At 36.0% G+C, this 19263-nt stretch carries 15 protein-coding genes; 3 read left to right on the forward strand and 12 right to left on the reverse strand.

Annotated elements, in window-relative coordinates:
- Nucleotides 1-176: 176 nt before the first annotated feature.
- The 11 genes from SB679_RS19700 to lpxB all read right to left on the reverse strand — a co-directional run bounded on the left by SB679_RS19700 (nucleotide 177) and on the right by lpxB (nucleotide 16886).
- Nucleotides 177-3185, reverse strand: coding sequence for a reprolysin-like metallopeptidase (locus SB679_RS19700; protein WP_410704035.1), 3009 nt, complete (start codon nucleotides 3183-3185; stop codon nucleotides 177-179).
- A gap of 179 nt (nucleotides 3186-3364) precedes the next feature.
- On the reverse strand, nucleotides 3365-4024 hold the full coding sequence (locus SB679_RS19705) for a DUF6048 family protein (RefSeq protein ID WP_410704036.1): 660 nt from the start codon (nucleotides 4022-4024) through the stop codon (nucleotides 3365-3367).
- Complete coding sequence (locus SB679_RS19710) at nucleotides 3990-4466, reverse strand: DUF6452 family protein (protein WP_410704037.1); 477 nt, start codon at nucleotides 4464-4466, stop codon at nucleotides 3990-3992. Before SB679_RS19710 ends, SB679_RS19705 begins: the two co-directional genes overlap by 35 nt.
- A 4-nt stretch (nucleotides 4467-4470) precedes the next feature.
- Nucleotides 4471-6942 (reverse strand): zinc-dependent metalloprotease, encoded by a 2472-nt coding sequence (locus SB679_RS19715; protein ID WP_410704038.1) that lies wholly within the window; start codon nucleotides 6940-6942, stop codon nucleotides 4471-4473.
- A gap of 36 nt (nucleotides 6943-6978) precedes the next feature.
- Nucleotides 6979-8385, reverse strand: coding sequence for a 23S rRNA (uracil(1939)-C(5))-methyltransferase RlmD (gene rlmD / locus SB679_RS19720; RefSeq protein WP_410704039.1), 1407 nt, complete (start codon nucleotides 8383-8385; stop codon nucleotides 6979-6981).
- A 163-nt stretch (nucleotides 8386-8548) separates the two neighbouring features.
- The gene (locus SB679_RS19725; RefSeq protein WP_410704040.1) at nucleotides 8549-10111 is read right to left on the reverse strand and encodes a TlpA family protein disulfide reductase; all 1563 of its coding nucleotides are present in this window, start codon (nucleotides 10109-10111) and stop codon (nucleotides 8549-8551) included.
- Between the two features lie 136 nt (nucleotides 10112-10247).
- Nucleotides 10248-11015 (reverse strand): succinate dehydrogenase/fumarate reductase iron-sulfur subunit, encoded by a 768-nt coding sequence (locus tag SB679_RS19730; RefSeq protein ID WP_410704041.1) that lies wholly within the window; start codon nucleotides 11013-11015, stop codon nucleotides 10248-10250.
- Between the two features lie 24 nt (nucleotides 11016-11039).
- Nucleotides 11040-13052, reverse strand: coding sequence for a fumarate reductase/succinate dehydrogenase flavoprotein subunit (locus SB679_RS19735; RefSeq protein ID WP_410704042.1), 2013 nt, complete (start codon nucleotides 13050-13052; stop codon nucleotides 11040-11042).
- 15 nt (nucleotides 13053-13067) lie between these two features.
- Nucleotides 13068-13733 carry a succinate dehydrogenase cytochrome b subunit gene (locus SB679_RS19740; protein ID WP_410704043.1) on the reverse strand — a complete coding sequence of 222 codons (666 nt, stop codon included), beginning with the start codon at nucleotides 13731-13733 and terminating at the stop codon, nucleotides 13068-13070.
- Between the two features lie 145 nt (nucleotides 13734-13878).
- The gene (locus SB679_RS19745; protein WP_410704044.1) at nucleotides 13879-15648 is read right to left on the reverse strand and encodes a ComEC/Rec2 family competence protein; all 1770 of its coding nucleotides are present in this window, start codon (nucleotides 15646-15648) and stop codon (nucleotides 13879-13881) included.
- A gap of 134 nt (nucleotides 15649-15782) precedes the next feature.
- On the reverse strand, nucleotides 15783-16886 hold the full coding sequence (lpxB, locus tag SB679_RS19750; RefSeq protein WP_410704045.1) for a lipid-A-disaccharide synthase: 1104 nt from the start codon (nucleotides 16884-16886) through the stop codon (nucleotides 15783-15785).
- A gap of 79 nt (nucleotides 16887-16965) precedes the next feature.
- Between lpxB and SB679_RS19755 the strand changes: the two genes are divergently transcribed.
- Nucleotides 16966-17475: a DUF2480 family protein gene (locus SB679_RS19755; protein ID WP_317742262.1), complete on the forward strand. Its 510-nt coding sequence runs from the start codon at nucleotides 16966-16968 to the stop codon at nucleotides 17473-17475.
- A 192-nt stretch (nucleotides 17476-17667) separates the two neighbouring features.
- Nucleotides 17668-18324 carry a DUF937 domain-containing protein gene (locus SB679_RS19760; protein ID WP_410704046.1) on the forward strand — a complete coding sequence of 219 codons (657 nt, stop codon included), beginning with the start codon at nucleotides 17668-17670 and terminating at the stop codon, nucleotides 18322-18324.
- Nucleotides 18325-18384: 60 nt separating this feature from the next.
- On the opposite strand, the gene SB679_RS19765 is transcribed toward SB679_RS19760, so the two are convergent.
- Nucleotides 18385-18501, reverse strand: a complete 117-nt coding sequence (locus SB679_RS19765) for a 30S ribosomal protein THX (protein WP_410704047.1) — start codon at nucleotides 18499-18501, stop codon at nucleotides 18385-18387.
- Between the two features lie 293 nt (nucleotides 18502-18794).
- Between SB679_RS19765 and SB679_RS19770 the strand changes: the two genes are divergently transcribed.
- On the forward strand, nucleotides 18795-19154 hold the full coding sequence (locus SB679_RS19770) for an ankyrin repeat domain-containing protein (protein ID WP_410704048.1): 360 nt from the start codon (nucleotides 18795-18797) through the stop codon (nucleotides 19152-19154).
- Nucleotides 19155-19263: the final 109 nt, after the last annotated feature.

A 19263-nucleotide genomic window follows, 5' to 3' on the forward strand; every position in this document is an offset into this window, starting at 1 on the left:
CACAAAAAAACACTATTATTACTATAAAACAAATAACAAACACAATAAGCTACATATATAAAAGTAAATACAAATAGTTTACAATATGATAAAAACAAAAAATCCTCCACTATAAAGCAGAGGATTTTTCTATCAGATTTAATAATTTATTAATCTGATTGTATTTTTAAGATTATTTATTTCTTAATGAATTTAGATCTGAACTGATCTCTTCCTTTTTCATCAATGGTAATCATGTATCCACCTTTAATTAAAGATGAAACATTAATTTTTCCACCGTTGATATTTCCACTGTCTAATAACTGACCGGCAACACTATAGATTTTATAAGTAGCCTTATCAGAAACTTTAGTTACGTTCAAGATATCAGATACAGGGTTCGGATATAACTGGATACCATTGTTAGGACCGGCTACATCACTTGTTCCTAATGTTGATGTTACCATTACGTTGTAGTCTTCAGTTTCTCCATAGTAGAAATTGGTACCACAAGCAAAAGTAGAAGGAAGAGATGCTCCATCATTGTCAGAGTCTGCATAAATATACACTACTCTCATTCTCAACGGCTGATTTTCTACAGCTGTGGAAGGTACAGTAACGGACGAAGTATATTGAGTTGGAATGGCAGCAGACACCGCAGCATTCAATACTTTTTCAGAATCTTCAAATGTTCCGTTCCTATTCCAGTCTATCCATACAGAAGCAGCATCATACGAATCTCCACTTCCTACACTTACTGTTAAAGTATAAGGAGCTGCTCCTTTTACCAAATTAATTTGTAATGCAGGGTTTGCAGTATAGTTTGTATACGTAGAAGCTCCAGAAGGATTATTTACATTCGCCAACGATACGTTCGAGATATATTCGTATGTAGTATATACTGTAGAAGAATCACAATAGGTAACTGTAGAAAAAGTAGTTACTGTAAAGTTTACAGATACAGAATACGTACCTGTAGTACCAGAACATACTGCAGCTACCTGTGCTTCATACGTTCCAGCTGTCAAACCAGTAACATTAATTGCAGATCCTGATGTAGCAACTTGCGTCCAAGTAGTATCAGTAGTTTTCTTATAACGTACAATATACGTAGTGCTAGTTCCTGAATAAGGAGTCCAATAAATTGAGGCTCCCCCTAACGAAGTAATTACTGTAAGACCAGAAGGTGCAGTATTGCTACAAGGTGATAATGTAGTAAGTGCAACACTTCCGATAGCATAGAATACGTTTCCTATAGAAGAAACTCTCACTTTAACAGTACTTCCATTCAACGAAGTTGGGAATGTAAAGCTTTCAGAACCATCATTTAGTGTAGAAGCAGATAGCACTGTCCATGTAGCACCATTATCTGTAGTATAATCTATCTTAACGTTTGCTACATTGTAAGGAGATGCTGTAGTATTGGCAACTGCCCATGAAATAGGTGTTGGAGCGCCGTTTGCCTCTGCTACTGTAGTGGTTACTTTAAAGGGACCATTATCTCCCACAACAATAGTTTGCGTCGCAAACTGTGTTTGCTGTTGAAGCGCATTAGCATTGTTATCTCTTACCGTCACAGCATAGTTAGTTGTTCTCGGAACCATAGATACTGACTCCCAAGTATTTCCGCTATTATTCAATACTCCATTTAATACAGAAGAAAGTTTAGGAAAATATCTCGTAGGATTAGTAGATGGTATAGCAGATCGGAATGATGCACCAGTAGAGGTTGTCCCTAAGTTATTTTTATTAATAGCCGTACTCGCATCATCTATTTCTTCCCAAGAATATGTCATTGGATCTCCTTGTGCATCAGTAGCAGAAGCTGTCAAAACGAATGCTGTTCCTTTAGGAATATTATAGGTAGGTAAAGCAGCAATTACTGGAGGATCGTTTGTTACGGAAGTTTCTACGTCACAGGTTGTAGTCTTTAGATTTTCTAATACCTGCCCTATACTTGCCACATGAAAATATGCATCTGAGTGAGGCTGTACATCAGTAGTAGCACCTGTAATTCCCGCATATCCCATAATAGTAGATCCTGAACCCGGCTCCATATTCACTCCTGACCCCTCAAGAACATGAGAGTATGTATGGTTACCTCCTAATTGATGCCCCATTTCATGAGCTACATAATCGATATCAAAATTATCTCCTTGCGGTATAGCATCTGCGGGTGAAGTATATCCTGAACCTTTATATGCTTCCGGAGAACCATTTTCGTCAAGAGTCATATCATTGCTACAAACACAACCAATACATCCCGCATTACCACCACCACCGGAAGCACCAAATAAGTGTCCTATATCAAAATTAGCGTCTCCAACATTGTTATGTAAAGCATTCATTAACTCAAGATTCCAGGCTCCGGCTGCTCCAGCAGATGCAGCAGAGTAAGGATCTAAAGACGCGTCAGTATAGATAACTCCCTGATAGTTTTGAAGATTCAAATGCAAGGCAAAATCTTTTTCAAACACTCCGTTTACTCTAGTAAGAGTGGCATTAATAGCTGTTAATGCACCAGAAACAGTACCCCCAAAATAGGCTGTATATTCTCCAGTTACAGACATTGCCAATCTCATGGTTCTGTATTTCTTATCAGAAGATTTGGAGAAATCGCCTGGTTGATTAGTAAAAGAACTCCCGTTTTTCAGCAATCCGGCAATCTGTTTTTTCTGTGCTGCGGTTTCATGCGTACCACATAAGAAAGTATTGCCTTTCGTTTTGTTTGTTTTAGGGTGTACCACATAAATGGTTTTATCACCAATTTGAGGTTCAATAAATTCATAATTCTCGTTTCCAATAATCATCGATTGAAAATCATTTGGAGCTAAAGAAAACCTTAAATATTTAGTAGGATCATCTACTCCTACTCCTACGTAAGAACCAAGCTGATATTGATCAGCCAGTTCTTTTACCACCACAGGAAAGCTATATACCGAGAATTTCTCTATTTTTCCACTAAGGGTAGGTAAAGAAATAATTACCGGTTTTGCACCCGCTCCCATTTCTTGTGCATTCTTCAACTGAGATCTTAGTAAGTCTAGGTCTAATTTATAGTATCCGTTATCTCTTACACTTGATCCATTTACGCTAAATTCTGTACCTCTTTTCTTATCCTCTTTTTTAAAGGAAGTTGGTGTCCACTGACCGAACACTGCCCCTCCTACCAGAGTAAACATTAAAGTAGTAAGTATTCTTTTCATAAACTAATTTAATTAATAATTTCTCCAAATATAACTTTTTTTAAAATTAAATCATTAAAATTATCTATATTTTTTTTCGATAACTCTACTAAAACAAAGGTAATTATACAAAAACAGAAACTCCAGAATAAACTGGAGTTTTATATTATATCTATATTTTTTAACAATAACATCTATTTTTAAAACTTATAGGCAATATTCCATGCAAAACCCATATTAAATTTCGATGAGCTTTTCCCAAATCCCGGAACAATCATCGGCTGTATATCATCCTGCTTAGATGTTGCTATCAAGTATTTAGGCTGCAGATTGACATCAATATAAAAATTTGAATCAAACAGCTGTACCCTGCCTCCTATCATTCCTTCTATCCAATAAGACGATTGTGAAGATGAAGGAAAGGCTAAGGAAAAATTACTGCCTCCATATCCACGGACAGGAACTGCCATATATTCCTGAGTATAGAATGATGTTGCTGCTTTTCCCCCTACATAAAATCCATTAAACTCATTTTCAGCATCCTTGGCAAGCATATAAAATGCGCCTAATTTCAGGAAAGGCCCGCTCACTTTTGCATCGTAGCTGTTCTTCTGATAGATATTCTTCTCAAAACCAGCTTCTATGACAGCATGAACATTATCATTGAGCTTTGAGGAGATAAATCCTTCGTATAGTTTTCTGTCTGAAAAAAAGGAAGCTCCAGCATTGAGTGCATCAAGACCAACCATAAAATTGGGTTTGTATTTCCATTTTTCTTTTTTAGGTTCTTTAGTTTCCTGAGCAAAGCTCAATATTCCCAATAGACTAAAAAAGAAGGTAAAGATTAGTCTTGTCTTCATTCTCTATTTGATTTTGTCCTTCTTCCAGATTTTGAACAGGATTAGGAATTGTTAATGCTGAAGTTAAATTCTCGTAATATTTTTTAATCCCACATCCCGGAGACACATACGTTGACTTAGTTGTATAATTGACTCTGACTTTGGATTCTGCTCCTTTATCTGATAATCTAAAGTAAACATCCGTGTAGGGTGAATCATCTACGCGCAATGGAATAAGTCTTGAACCAATCTTCTCGAGTTTCCCCAATTGCACTTTTCCGGACCCATAATCTACGGCTACATATAATGAATCTAATGTAACCGTCTTCCCCGTCTGAAGAGATTTGAAAGCCACCTTCATTCTGGGAGTTCCCTCTCCGCTTTCACAGATATCATCATCCCCACCACAAGAAAAGAGTGTTCCGAGAACGCATATTAATAAAATGAATTTAAGGTATTTCATAATTTTATTTTGGATCTAATGCTTTTTCTATTCTGAAAACAAGATCTTCATAATGATATTTATTAACCATATTAGCATCTGTTTTTACAGAAATTTCTTTTTTAATTGAATTCAAATTACCTCTTGCAATAGCAGAAACATCAGATCTGTCAGAAGATTTTGTATCTACCAGTTTGATTAAATTATCAACATAATTTCGCTGAAGATTTCTTCCGTACACATCAGGATTTTCTTTTTTAATGATGGAAGAATTAAGATCTGATAATAATTCTGTAATCGTATAGGTATTTTGATCTACCGTTTCCATCTGATACATATTCTGCAAAACCATTGGGCTTAAAATTCTGGAAAGAACCCCGTTCTGAATATCTTCAACGGTTTTTACAGGTGTTTTTCCTGTCTTCTCAAAAATATCCTTTTTAATCAGCCACTGCGGAGTGGTAAATACATTCTCTTCTAGGAACTTCATGGCCTCTTTCTGATCTTTTTTAGAAACTACCTCATATACCGCACCTGACTGTTCAGCCGTTTTAGGTGTTTCCATCTGGCCGCCGATATATTTGGAAACGTGTCCCGTATATCTTCTGAACTGGGTGGTCACCTGATCATACATCATTCCAAGGTTTTCATAATCTTCATTCGGAGTAGCCGTCCATTTTTCAAGATTATCGATTATCCTTTTCAGGTTTTTGATTCCATAGGTACTTGCAATCATTGCATTATCTCCCACCTGTTCGCTTTGTGATCTCGGATCCAGAGGATTCGATTCTGTTCCGAACCAAAGTCTGTTATTCTGAAGGTTTTTAATCACCCATTTATTTAAATATTCTTTTTCCAGGTCCGGAGTATTGTACTGATAAAATCTTCTGTATCCCCATTCGATCGCCCAGTCATCATAATCTCCAATTCTCGGCATAATCCCGGAATCTCCGATATTATCTTCCGGTTGTGCAACATAATTAAATCTCGCATAGTCCATAATTGAAGGCGTATGTCCGTTTTTCTCAAGCCATTTTTTATCTCTCAATTTTTCAACCGGAACCGTAGAACTTGAACCAAAGTTATGTCTCAGTCCTAAAGTATGTCCAACTTCGTGAGAGGAAACAAAACGAATCAGCTCTCCCATTAATTGATCATCAAATTCAACTTTTCTTGCTCTTGGATCATTCGGTGATGCCTGAACGAAATACCAGTTTCTTAACAGCATCATTACATTATGATACCAGTTGATGTGGCTTTCAAGAATCTCTCCTGTTCTCGGATCTGAAATTGAAGGTCCCGAAGCATTAGGAACATCTGAGGGTTTATATACTATTGCAGAAAACCGTGCATCTTCAAGGCTCCATTCCGGATCTGTTTTAGCATCAGGAACTTTTGCATAAATAGCATTTTTAAAACCGGCTTTTTCAAATGCTTTTTTCCAGTCGTTTACTCCCTGAATAAGAAAAGGCACCCATTTTTTCGGGGTTGCAGGATCAATGTAGAATACGATTGGTTTTGCAGGTTCCACCAGTTCTCCTCTTTTATACTTTTCAAGATCCTGAGGTTTCGGTTCCAGTTTCCATCTTTTTACTAGAGAAATCTTTTTTACTCCCTGAGGATCAAGATCAAAATCGGTATATCCTACGGTAAAATATCCTACTCTCGGATCAAAATATCTCGCCTGCATTTTATTTTCAGGCAACAGAACAAATGAAGCGTTGATTTCTACTGTATAATTTCCACTTATTTTAGGAACATCTCCCGGTGGAGTTCCAGGCATGGTTCTTCCTAAAGTACGAGCAAAGGTTTTAGTGGTATTGATTTCAATATTATTAGGAAATGATTTCACAAAGTTCACAAAAGACATATCTTTCTGAAAAGCTCCTACTTTAAAGGCGTCTTTATAATTTACAGAGAAAGAAACCATTTCGTTATCAGAATTCAAAAGATCTGTAACATCAATGACTGATGACTTTGTATTAACTCCATACGTTTTTACATCAAAAGACTTTACAATCGGCTGGACGTTATTTCTTCTTACAGAATTATACATATCCGAAGTAGAATCTTTTGCATAGTCTACATAAGATATGGCCCTCAGTAGAATTTTATCTTTAGGACCTTTTTCAAAAGCTACTACCTGCTGACCAATCTGATCTCCTGCATAGCCCGTACTTCCGGAACGCATTCCTGCAGCAGCTTTTGTAAGTCTTGTTACCAATAGAAATTCCTTTTTCAACATTGAATCAGGAATTTCAAAGTAATACTTATCGTCAATTTTATGAACCGTAAAAACGCCCTGATCGGATACCGCTTTATCCGTAATAACCTCTTTATAAGGTTTTATTAAAGGCTTTTTCTTATCGTCTTTTTTTACTTTAGCAGTATCAGTTTTTACATTGACAGAATCTTTTTCCTGGCCTTTCAATTCACACTGATTAAATATCAGGGCCAATAAGATGAATACAACACTAAGATTTTTCGCTCTTTTCATTAAATTTTCAGATTATTAGTTTCAAATTTAATTAAATTATTTTTTAATCAATAAAGCAATATTTTCAACATGGTGGGTCTGCGGGAACATGTCTACCGGTAAAATTTTCACCAAGGTATAATGATCTTTCATCAATGCAAGATCTCTGGCCTGTGTTGCTGAATTACAGCTTACATAAACTACTTTTTCAGGAGCCAGTTTCAGAATTTGCTCTACGACTTTCTGGTGCATTCCGTCTCTTGGCGGATCGGTAATTAAAACGTCTGCTTTAGGATGGTTTTCAAGAAACTCATCATTAAATACGTTCTTCATATCTCCACAATAGAATGTTGTATTGGTAAGGCCGTTTAATTCGGCATGTTCAATCGCAGCGTCTATCGCTTCCTGAACAGATTCAATCCCAATAACATGTTTTGCATTTCTTGCTACGTACTGAGCAATGGTTCCGGTTCCTGTATAGAGATCGTATACCACTTCATCTCCTTTTAAATCTGCAAACTCCAGCGTTTTTCTATACAGTTCCAAAGCCTGTTTATAATTGGTCTGGAAAAATGATTTTGGTCCTATTTTAAATTTAAGCCCATCCATTTCTTCCATTAAAAATCCTTCTCCAAAATAGGTATTGACATTCAAATCATAAATAGAATCATTCTGTTTAGGATTGATGGCATATACCAATGTTTTTATCTGTGGGAAATTTTCAAGTAGATAATCAAAAAGCTGTATTCTGTTGGCTTTTTCTTCTCTGTATAGCTGGAATAATACCATCCATTCTCCTTTAGAGTTCTGTCTCATCATTAAAGTTCTCAGGAAACCTTCCTGATTTTTAACGTCAAAGAAGTCCAGCCCATGATCTACCCCGAATTTTTTCACTGCCAAACGGATTGCGTTTGATGGATCTTCCTGAAGAAAACATTCTTTAAGATCCAGAATTTTACTCCACATTCCCGGAATATGGAATCCCAGGGCATCTTTGCTTCCAAAATTTTCTTCTGAGCTTATTTCATATTTGGTAAGCCATCTCGCGTTGGAGAACGAGAATTCCATTTTGTTTCTGTAGAAATACTGTTCGGCAGCTCCTAAAATAGGCATAGTTTCGAAATCATCGATTCCGCCAATTCTTTTGATATTATTATATACTTCTTCCTGTTTAACGTCAAGCTGTTTTTCATAGCTCATGTTTTGCCATTTGCATCCGCCGCAAGTTCCAAAATGAATACATTTTGGCTCTACTCTATATGGAGATTTCTCCAATATTTCTACCGTTTCAGCTTCATAGTATTTGGACTTAGATTTTTTCACTCTGGCATTCACCACATCTCCTGGAATTGCTCCTGAAATCAATACAGTTTTCCCATCTTCAGTTTTTCCAATCGCTACTCCTTTAGCTCCTGCTGCAAATAATTTGATATTTTCAAGAATGATATCTTTCTTCTTTTTCATCCGAATCTTTTATTTTTTCTATAAGGCCGGAGGAACCTTTCGGTTTCATCCGTAATTCTATTTTTTCTATATAACTGAATGAAACCTTCCGGTTTCATTTCGCAAAAATACAACAAAAAAAAACCTTATCCGAAGACAAGGTTTTCCTCTATGGTAAAGTTTATTATTTTGTCTGAACCGGCTGCGGGTTAGCAGGCTGCGGAGCTTGTTGTTGTTGTTGTTGTTGTTGTTGTTGCATTGCAGCAGGGTCAACATTCATTCCCGGTTGTACTTGCATATTAGGATCTACTTTTGGAGCAGAAAGCCCTGTTTGTTTATCCAGAATAGTAACAAGATCCTGTTCTCCTAGGTTTACAAATGATCTGCTGGCAATTTTACCGTCTTTATCAATGATAACGAAACAAGGTAATTTGAAACCGTATACGCCATATTTTTTTGCAATATCAGAGTTTAATCCTCCGTCAGCATATACATTAATTCCTTCAACTCCTTTTAATAAAGCATTGCTTGTTTTCACAAACTGATCTTTTGTATCGTCTACGTTTACATACACGAAGTTCATTTTAGATTTATAGAAGTTTGCTACTTCTTTCAATACTGGTACCGTACCTTCTGCAATGTAAGGATTCCAAGAAGCATAGAAAAACAACATATAAGGTTTTCCTTTATTTTCAGAAAGCTTGTATGCTTTTCCATCTTGTTTCACTAAAGATGCCTCCGGTGCAACTTCACCAATTTTAAGACCGGTGATGGCAACCTGCATTTTATTTAAATCTGATTTAATGGTTGCATCTTTAATATCTGTATCGATAATTTTCTTGATTTTATCAATCGTCTTCGGTTGTGAAGTCGGGTGAATATCCTGAGCTAATACAAATCCTAAAAGATAATCTTTAGCAGTTTGTGTTACTTCTTTCTGACTTTTTAAATATTCAGCAAAAAGCTCTGAAGTGATTACGTCAGTTTTTCCTTTGCTATTTGCTTCTGCATATTTCTGGAAACCAGGACTCATTTTAACCAATAAATATTGTCTGTAAAGAGGAATAGTTTTCACCATTACATCTTTATTGTCCTGCAGCTTATTTTCATAATCTGTAAACACCTTTGTTACTTTGAATGAAGGGTTCCCTGACATCTGACCATGAGACATTTCGTAGTTTCCTAATAAATTAAGAATAATTACTTTAACGTCATTTTTCTTCCATTCGATCAGACCTTTGCTAGGATTATATTTTTTAGCAATTTCATCAACATTTTTATTGATATCTGCTTCAATTTTTTGTGCTCCTTTTAAAAATGCCTTTTCATCGCCACCCATTAATTCCTGGATGTTAATTTTCTTACCATATTCGGATAAGAACTTTTGATTTGCCTGAAAGAAATCATTATTCTTTTTAGCATCTCCTGTAACAATATATTCGTTCGGGAAAGTAGCTCCATTCCCTGAAATATTCACTTTTTGACCTCCTTCAAGGTAAATTAAATTCTGTCTTCCAGCATAGTTGATCACATACATTCCATCTTTCGGAGCTTCAAAACTGCCAGAAAAATTACCGTCTTTATCTAAACCGATGTTGGCAAGAGGAAGTGTTCCGACTCCTGAAGCTTCCACAAACTCGATTCTCTCCAGTGGTGAACTTCCCGTAATTTTTCCTTTTACCTCAACTTTTTTTGAGCAAGACATCACAAAGATTGCAATGATAAACAATAAAAGATATTTTTTCATTTTGAATTTTATAATTAAACAAAAATAAGTTTTTCAATATACTAAATACAATTTAATAGGACTTTTTATGAAAGATTTAACTAAAAAAATCGTCATCCGGTAAGGAGACGATTTTTTTTATGTATTTCAATCGGTTTTATCCTTTATCTACAAGAGCTGCCATGTATTCTCTGTTCATTCTGGCGATGTTTTCAAGAGAAATTCCTTTCGGACATTCTACTTCACATGCACCTGTGTTTGAACAGTTACCGAATCCTTCATCATCCATAGCCTGCACCATGTTCAGAACTCTTCTTTTCGCTTCCACTCTACCTTGCGGCAATAATGCAAACTGAGATACTTTAGCTCCTACAAATAGCATTGCAGATCCGTTTTTACAAGTAGCAACACAAGCTCCACATCCGATACAAGCCGCAGCATCCATTGCTTTGTCTGCATCTTCTTTAGGAACCGGAATTGCATTGGCATCAAGGGTATTTCCTGAAGTATTGACAGAAATGAAACCTCCTGCAGCCATTACTCTGTCGAACGCGCTTCTATCAACCATTAAGTCTTTAATAACCGGAAAAGCCACACTTCTCCAAGGTTCAATAACGATGGTTTCACCGTCATTAAACATTCTCATGTGAAGCTGACATGTTGTAATCCCGGTATCAGGACCATGGGCTCTACCATTGATATAAAGGGAGCACATCCCGCATATCCCTTCACGACAGTCGTGGTCGAAAGCGATAGGTTCTTTTCCCTCGTTAATTAAGTTTTCGTTCAAGATGTCCAGCATTTCCAGAAAAGAGGAATCTGTAGAAACATCTGATATTTTATAGGTCTCAAACTGACCTTTAGTTTTACTATTTTTTTGTCTCCAAATTTTCAGCGTAAGATGAAGGCCTTTTTTTGCACTCATAATTTTATATTTATAGGTTGGAGATTATTTGTAACTTCTCGCTTTAACTTCGATGTTTTCATAGATAAGATCTTCTTTGTGCAGAACTTCCTGTTTGATATCATCACCTTGATATTCCCAAGCTCCTACATATTTAAAGTTGACGTCATCTCTTTCTGCTTCCCCTTCCGGAGTCGCATGATCTTCTCTGAAATGCCCACCACAAGATTCGTTTCTGTGTAATGCATCGATAGCCATTAATTGTCCAAGTTCAATAAAGTCTGCTACTCTGAATGCTTTTTCAAGCTCAGTGTTCATACCTTCAACATCTCCAGGAACTTTTACGTTTTTCCAGAAATCATTTTTCACTTCTTCAATTTCGCTGATCGCTTCTCTTAATCCTTCAGGAGTTCTTCCCATTCCTACTTTATTCCACATAATGTTTCCTAATTGCTTATGGAAATGGTCTACAGAATGAGTTCCTTTGTTATTTAAGAAGAAATCTATTTTATCTTTAATTCCTTTTTCAGCTTCAACAAAATCAGCTGAATCTGTAGGAATGGTTCCAGTTCTAATATCTGCAGAAAGATAATCTGCAATGGTGTAAGGAAGTACGAAATATCCGTCTGCAAGACCTTGCATCAATGCAGAAGCCCCAAGTCTGTTTGCTCCGTGGTCTGAGAAGTTAGCTTCACCAATTACGAAACATCCAGGAATGGTAGACTGAAGGTTATAATCAACCCAAACCCCACCCATGGTGTAGTGAACTGCAGGATAAATCTTCATTGGAGTCTTGTAAGGATCAGCAGCAGTAATCTTTTCGTACATTACAAATAGGTTACCGTATTTTTCTTCAATCCAAGCTTTTCCGAGGTCGTAAATTTGCTGGTCACTAGGATTATGAATATGCTTTTCAATAGCAGATTCTTTACCTTTTTTGATAATTTCTGTAGAGAAATCTAAGTAAACACCTTCTTTGGTATCATTATTTTCGATTCCGAAACCGGCATCACATCTTTCTTTACCCGCTCTAGATGCAACGTCACGAGGAACTAAGTTTCCGAATGCAGGATATCTTCTTTCTAAATAGTAATCTCTATCTTCTTCTTTAATATTTTCAGGTCTTAATTTCCCTTCTCTAATAGCAACTGAATCTTCAATTTTCTTAGGAACCCAGATTCTTCCTGAGTTTCTTAATGATTCAGACATCAAAGTCAGCTTAGACTGCTGCGTTCCGTGAACAGGAATACAAGTCGGGTGGATCTGTACATAACAAGGGTTTGCAAAATATGCTCCTTTTTTGTGAATCTTCCAAGCTGCAGAAACGTTTGAACCCATTGCATTGGTAGAAAGGAAATATACGTTTCCGTATCCTCCTGATGCAATCACTACAGCGTGAGCAGAATGTCTTTCAACCTCACCTGTTACAAGGTTTCTTGCGATGATACCTCTTGCTTTTCCGTCTACAATTACTAGATCCAGCATTTCGTGACGGTTATACATTTTCACTCTCCCCTTACCGATTTGACGGCTTAAAGAAGAATAAGCACCTAATAATAACTGCTGACCTGTTTGTCCTTTTGCATAGAATGTTCTTTTTACCTGAACTCCACCAAATGAACGGTTATCTAACTGGCCGCCGTAATCTCTTCCGAATGGTACACCTTGTGAAACACACTGGTCGATAATGTTGGCAGATACCTCAGCTAATCTGTATACGTTTGCTTCTCTTGCTCTATAGTCACCTCCTTTGATGGTATCGTAGAATAGTCTATAGGTAGAGTCACCATCACCCTGATAATTCTTGGCGGCGTTGATACCTCCCTGCGCTGCAATGGAGTGTGCTCTTCTTGGAGAATCCTGATAACAGAATGCTTTTACATTATATCCCTGCTCTGCTAAAGTAGCAGCTGCAGAACCTCCTGCCAAACCTGTACCTACAACAATAATATCAATCTTATCTCTGTTGTTTGGTGCAACAAGGTTCATATGGTCTTTATGATTTTTCCATTTGTCCTTTAGAGGACCAGCCGGAATTCTAGAATCTAACTTACTCATATTAGTATATTGATATTATTGAGTTATAAAATGATAAATTGCAATAAAAATAAATCCAGCAGGAATAAGGATAGCATACCACTTTCCAAACGCTTTAATTACCGGAGTATATTTAGGATGCCTTGCACCAAGTGACTGGAAAGAAGACTGGAATCCGTGAGCTAAGTGTAATCCTAATAAAACAAAAGCAATCACATAGATAGCCACCCTCCAGATATCTGCAAACTTTTCATGCAGTTCCGGCCAAAAACGTTCTGCATCAGGAGCAAGCCTTTCCACATACTTGTAATTAATTTCATGTAACCAGAAATCATAAAAGTGAAGCGCCAAGAAAGCTAAAACAACAGCACCAGAAATAATCATATTTCTAGACATCCATGAAGAGTTCACAGAAGCGTTGTTTGCCGCATACTTAACCGGACGCGCTTTGTTATTCTTAATTTCCAGTACAAATCCCATAATAAAATGGAAAATCACTGCAAAACCAAGAATAGGCTGCATTAAGAACTGCACAAACGGATTATAGCCCATAAAGTCTGATGCTGTATTGAACACATCTCGATTAGGTAATACCGATAATAAGTTTGTCGTCAAATGCAGTATAAGAAAGATCAGCAAAAATAGAGCTGATAATGCCATCGCATATTTTCTACCTATTGTAGAACTCGTTAAACCTGCCATATTAAGTTTAAATTTGAATTTCTACAAAATTAAGAAATGTTAACAATATCAAAAAGTGAGAAATCTCACAATTAGTTAGTTTGTAACCTTTCTAAATAAGAGCTCAAAACGTTGTAGATACGGGAAAAATAAAAAAAATTAACAATTAATTTATATTATAAAGTTTGCCATTATACACCGCCTTTTGAGCCGTCTTTGGCAACGTTTTTATTTCAATCCTATTGAGCCTCCTTGCAGCCTGGTATGGATTGATAATAAATCGCACGACCTTATCTTTTTCTGAATTTTCTTCAATCCAAAAGCAGGCTTCATTCCCTTCCTTCACTGAAAACACTTTATTTTTACTAAAGCTATGAAACAGAACTTCTTCCTTTCTGTTTTCATAAATTGTGAAGCTTATTCTAAGTAGTATAAAAACAAAAATCGCCATTATCAATCTCGCAGAATTTTTAAGGTTTACCCTCAAAATTACAAACCTCAGCAGGTAAATTACGACAGCTATGGATAAAACCTCCGTCAGATTCATTGGTATATTTTCAAAAAACAAAATATCTACGTCCGCAAACCAGTGAATACATGTCAATAAAACCTGAATAATAAAATCATACACCACATTGATCAAACTGAAATCAATATTAAGTGCCACCAGCGTCGTCATTAAAAATGAAAATACAATAATAATTTCTGAAAACGGAACGATAAAGAAGTTAGCAAGAATTGAAATAAAAGAAAACTGATGGAAATAATATAAGACTAAAGGAAGCGTCGCCACCTGAGCAGCAATGGAAATTGAAATGGTATTAAAAAGAAGCTTTTTCAAATAATTATCCTGCTTCGGGAAATACTGTAAAATGGGCTGATTCAACCAAAAAATTCCTAATACCGCTGCAAAACTTAATTGAAATCCCACATCAAAAATCTGATGGGTATCGAAAATCAGAATGATAAAAGCCGACAACGCCAGGGAGTGAAGAAGATCTGGTTTACGCTGCAGCAATACGTAAATAAAATATACACTCAGCATAATACAGGAACGCAATACAGAATTTCCCAACCCAATAAATAAAGCAAAAAGCCATATAAAAATGAGACTGGTAATGACAGCATATTTCCTGAATTTCAACGGTAATATTTGAGTCAAAAGAAAGTAAAATAATCCGAAAATAACAACAATATGAGTTCCAGAAATAGCCAAAAAATGCACAAGACCTGATCTGTTAAAATCCTGTACAGTATTGCTATCCATTTCGGTTCTGTCCGCCAGAATAATGCCTTTTAAAAATTCCCGGCTTCGAATAGACATTTCCATAGCATCGATTTTCTGAAGCAGCTCCATTCTTTTTTGAGCCATTTTTTCACTTACGTTCAGATCATCTCTTATCGCAGAAGACAAGTCTCCATTAATATAATATTGAGAGACTATATGTTTGCGCTGCAGATATTTCGCGTAGTCAAACTGAAAATCATATTGAGGATGTTTGGGTGTAGAAATGTAAGCCTCTGCTTTATAATAATGATTAAAATCCAACTCTTTACCGTTCTTAGGACTGTGTAAAATTGCATTTAAAGATTCTTTCCCATCCTGAACAATAATTTCATATTTTTTATTCTTTTCAGTGGAATTTAATTTTTTTGAAATTTTAAAAACAATGATTTTCCGACCGGAAATATGGCTGTCTTTTGATGTAAAAATATTGAAAGAATGAAGTGTTATTCCGGCTCCAAAAAATAATATACCTAAGAGTACAGGTCTCAATTTAAATAAAAAATAAGAATGAAAAAAAGTTGACAGGAGAATAAGCGAACAAAGTCCACAAATTATATAAATTGCGGTATTGTCCAATATGAAACGATCCTGAAAGAAAATTCCAAGGATAAAACAGAGGGTCAGAATAAGAAAAGGCTGTTTACTCAACTGCAGTTATTTTCCCTTCAAAATAATCAATTAGTTGCTAATTAATTATCACTGAATTTGCAGATTAACAATAATTTCCACTGTAAACCAGCCAATTGAACGCGTGATTTTTTCCTATAAAAATCGAATTCTCATTAAACTTTTAAAATAACTTCAGCAGCATGATCACTGGCTCCTTTACCTCCAAGCTTTTCTCTTAAAAGTTTGTAATCCGTCAGCACCTGAGCTCTTTTATCTCCTTCCAGGACTTTTTTAAGTTCTCCAACAAGGTTTTTAGTATTCAGGTCGTTCTGGATGAGCTCTTTCACCACTTCCCGATCCATGATCAGGTTGACCAATGAGATGTATTTGATATTTTTTACCAGCCTTTTTGCGATGGCATAAGAAACTTTGCTTCCGCGGTAGCAAACCACTTCTGGAATATCCAACAAAGCTGTTTCTAACGTTGCTGTTCCGGAAGTCACTAAAGCCGCTTTTGAGCACCTCAGCAGGTCATATGTTTTATTGGATACGAAATGTACATTGTCATCCACATATTTCTGATAAAATTCTTTAGGAAGACTGGGTGCACCGGCAATTACAAATTGATAATCTTTAAATTGTGGTCTGACTGAAAGCATAATCTCAAGCATTTTTTCCACTTCCTGCTTTCGGGAGCCTGGTAAAAGTGCAATGATCTCTTTTTCGTTTAAGCCATGTTCCTTTTTGAAATTTTCAACACTGATGTCCTGAAGATTTGAAATGGCATCAAGCAATGGATGACCCACAAAATGGGAATGCACACCATGTTTTTTATAGAACTCTTCCTCAAACGGAAGAATAACCATCATTTCATCTACATATTTTTTGATGATTTCTACCCTGCCCTCTTTCCAGGCCCAGAGCTGTGGGGAAATATAGTAAACTACCTTTATTCCGAGTTCTTTCGCAAACTTGGCTATTCTCAGGTTGAATCCCGGATAATCAACAAGAATTAAAATATCTGGTTTGTTTTTTCTGATATCCTCTTTGCAGAATTTAATATTGTTCAATATCGTTTTTAAATTCATCGCAACCTCCAGAAAGCCCATAAAAGCCAGATCACGGTAATGTTTTACCAATGTGCCTCCCTGCTGGGTCATAAGATCTCCACCCCAGAATCTAAACTCGGCAGCCGGATCTTTCTGTTGTAACGCTTTCATTAAATTACTTCCGTGCAGATCTCCGGAAGCCTCTCCTGCAATAATATAATACTTCATTTCTATGGTAAGGATAGAGAACAAATTAAGGCTTTATCGAATCTTAATTTGTAAATTTGTTCAAAGATAATGATAAAAAATGTCAGAAGAATTTGAAATCCGAAATAAAGTTGCGGAAAGCGGCCTGGTAAATTTTGACCTTTCAACCCTGCTTCCTAAGGGAGTGAGAAAAGGCATTGACCTGAAAGATTTTCTTTTCCAGGAAATGATCCTGAAAGAGAAAGACTTCCGTGAAAAGGTTGAAGCGATTAACACTGAGGAATATGAGGGTGCTTATATTTACATCTACAATTCCGCAGATGCGATTGTTCCGCTGTGGGCTTATTTTGTATTGACTGCAAAACTTACGGATGTTGCCAAAAAAATCGTTTTCGGAAACCGTCAGGATTTGGAGGTTATTTTGATGCACAATGCCATCCAAACCTATGATTTCGATTTTATGAGAGGAAAAAGAGTTCTGGTAAAAGGCTGCACAGATAAAGACATCCCTGAAAATGCCTATATAGAATTGGTCGAGCAGATTAAACCTATTGTAAAATCTCTGATGTTTGGGGAAGCTTGTTCTAATGTCCCTATTATAAAGAATTAATCCATAAATCAACATTCATCATTCCTGTTCCTTACTTTAGGTTTTATTTATTCTTGGAGAAGTCTTATGATCGCTCTTGCCGACTACCACGGAAGATCATAAACTTTAACAATAATTATAAGTTGAAAAAAATTTGGTATTCATATTTTTTAATAAATTTGATCAACTTAATATTTAAAAATAAACACAAACATGAGTTTAATCGATTTACTTACAGGAAATACCAGCAGCCAGGTTGCAGAACAGGCTGAAAACAAATTTGGGATCAGCAAGAACCAAATTATTGCCTTATTAGCAGTAGCTGCACCACTTGTTATTTCTCATCTTAGAAATAAATCACAGGATAGCAACGAAGCAGAAGCTTTAAATAATGCTTTGGATAAAGACCATGATGGAAGTATTTTAAATGATGCTTCACAGGCAGAAGCCAGACAAGCCGAAGGCGGATCTATTCTTAACCATGTTTTTGGTGGAGAAAAAGAAAATGTAGAAAACCAATTGTCTCAGAACACAGGAATCTCTATTGATAAAATAGGACCTATTCTTGCGATGTTAGCTCCTGTTATCATGGGATATATCGGGCAACAAAAGCAACAAAACAATGTAGGTGCCGGAGGTTTGGGAGGTTTACTTGATGGAATTCTTGGAAATGCTTCAAACCAGGCTCAAGGTCAGCAATCAAGCCCATTGAACGACATTCTTGGAAGCGTTCTTGGAAACGGACAGGCTTCATCTTCAGGAAATCCTTTGAACGATATCTTAGGAAGTGTGTTAGGCGGTGGAGGACAGCAGCAGCAAGGCGGCGGAGGATTAGGAAGTATCCTTGGCGGTCTTTTTGGAGGAAAATAATTGAATTTTAATACAATACCACAAAAATGGCGAAGAGTATTCTTCGCCATTTTTATGATATCAACTCTTTGCTTTTTCTGAAGCTGCAGCAGTTTTACCTTTTTTTCTAAGTCTTCTCTTACCATAACTTCCTGAATTGATTTTTCCTCTTTTTGATTTTTTGTCTCCTTTTCCCATAATGAAATATTTTATTGATGAGTACTAATGTAAAAATAAGTCTTTAAAATTCAAAGCTACAGACTGTTAAACTTTTCATAATCGTTGGCACTTTACTGTACATTGTATTGATTTAATCGCAAAAAGACACAGATTATACTCTGTGATTTGATATAACTACAGTTCTATAAAAATAATAAGCTCAAATATCTTTAAACAAGGAAAACTAAAAAAAACATGAATATTTCATAGAGATTAATTATTAACATTATCAAAATTTAATTTAGATTTGTATATTCTTAAAAATGAAGTTCATGAAAAAAATAATCTCTACATTCTTTGTACTTGGAATTTCACTGGCTGCAAATAGGCTATCTGCACAGGAATTGAGTGCTCCACAGATGAAGGCTATTTACACAGACAATATTGATGTATTCAAAAAGCAGTTTGCAAAAGCAGACTATAATAAGTGTTTTGTTGTGAAAACAAATTCATTCAGTCCGTTAGGATTCAGTGCTATGTATGGTAAAAATGAGATTGTTAAATATCTTCTGGATAACAAAGCAGATATCAATAAACCTTGTAATGAAAAAACTCCGCTTGATCTGGCTGAGTTAGGAAAAAGACAGGAAACTGTAAAATTATTACTGGAAAAAGGAGCCGTTAGAAACTAAAAGCTCTACATAATATTGAAGACTTCCGAAAGGAAGTCTTTTTTTGTTTATACAACCTGCAAAAAATCTTATCTTTGCAGTCTAAAATTGGGGCCTTTATGTTCTCAAT

Origin of the sequence: Chryseobacterium sp. SIMBA_029 (genome assembly GCF_046535275.1) — a bacterium.
Taxonomy (GTDB): domain Bacteria; phylum Bacteroidota; class Bacteroidia; order Flavobacteriales; family Weeksellaceae; genus Chryseobacterium.

Bases quoted from the DNA above. Each gene is read 5' to 3' on its own strand.
- SB679_RS19710 (WP_410704037.1), bottom strand. From the start codon at position 4,466: ATGAAATACCTTAAATTCATTTTATTAATATGCGTTCTCGGAACACTC.
- SB679_RS19755 (WP_317742262.1), top strand. From the start codon at position 16,966: ATGTCAGAAGAATTTGAAATCCGAAATAAAGTTGCGGAAAGCGGCCTG.
- SB679_RS19735 (WP_410704042.1), bottom strand. From the start codon at position 13,052: ATGAGTAAGTTAGATTCTAGAATTCCGGCTGGTCCTCTAAAGGACAAA.
- SB679_RS19715 (WP_410704038.1), bottom strand. From the start codon at position 6,942: ATGAAAAGAGCGAAAAATCTTAGTGTTGTATTCATCTTATTGGCCCTG.
- SB679_RS19770 (WP_410704048.1), top strand. From the start codon at position 18,795: ATGAAAAAAATAATCTCTACATTCTTTGTACTTGGAATTTCACTGGCT.
- SB679_RS19725 (WP_410704040.1), bottom strand. From the start codon at position 10,111: ATGAAAAAATATCTTTTATTGTTTATCATTGCAATCTTTGTGATGTCT.
- SB679_RS19765 (WP_410704047.1), bottom strand. From the start codon at position 18,501: ATGGGAAAAGGAGACAAAAAATCAAAAAGAGGAAAAATCAATTCAGGA.
- SB679_RS19730 (WP_410704041.1), bottom strand. From the start codon at position 11,015: ATGAGTGCAAAAAAAGGCCTTCATCTTACGCTGAAAATTTGGAGACAA.
- SB679_RS19740 (WP_410704043.1), bottom strand. From the start codon at position 13,733: ATGGCAGGTTTAACGAGTTCTACAATAGGTAGAAAATATGCGATGGCA.
- SB679_RS19760 (WP_410704046.1), top strand. From the start codon at position 17,668: ATGAGTTTAATCGATTTACTTACAGGAAATACCAGCAGCCAGGTTGCA.
- SB679_RS19700 (WP_410704035.1), bottom strand. From the start codon at position 3,185: ATGAAAAGAATACTTACTACTTTAATGTTTACTCTGGTAGGAGGGGCA.
- lpxB (WP_410704045.1), bottom strand. From the start codon at position 16,886: ATGAAGTATTATATTATTGCAGGAGAGGCTTCCGGAGATCTGCACGGA.
- rlmD (WP_410704039.1), bottom strand. From the start codon at position 8,385: ATGAAAAAGAAGAAAGATATCATTCTTGAAAATATCAAATTATTTGCA.
- SB679_RS19705 (WP_410704036.1), bottom strand. From the start codon at position 4,024: ATGAAGACAAGACTAATCTTTACCTTCTTTTTTAGTCTATTGGGAATA.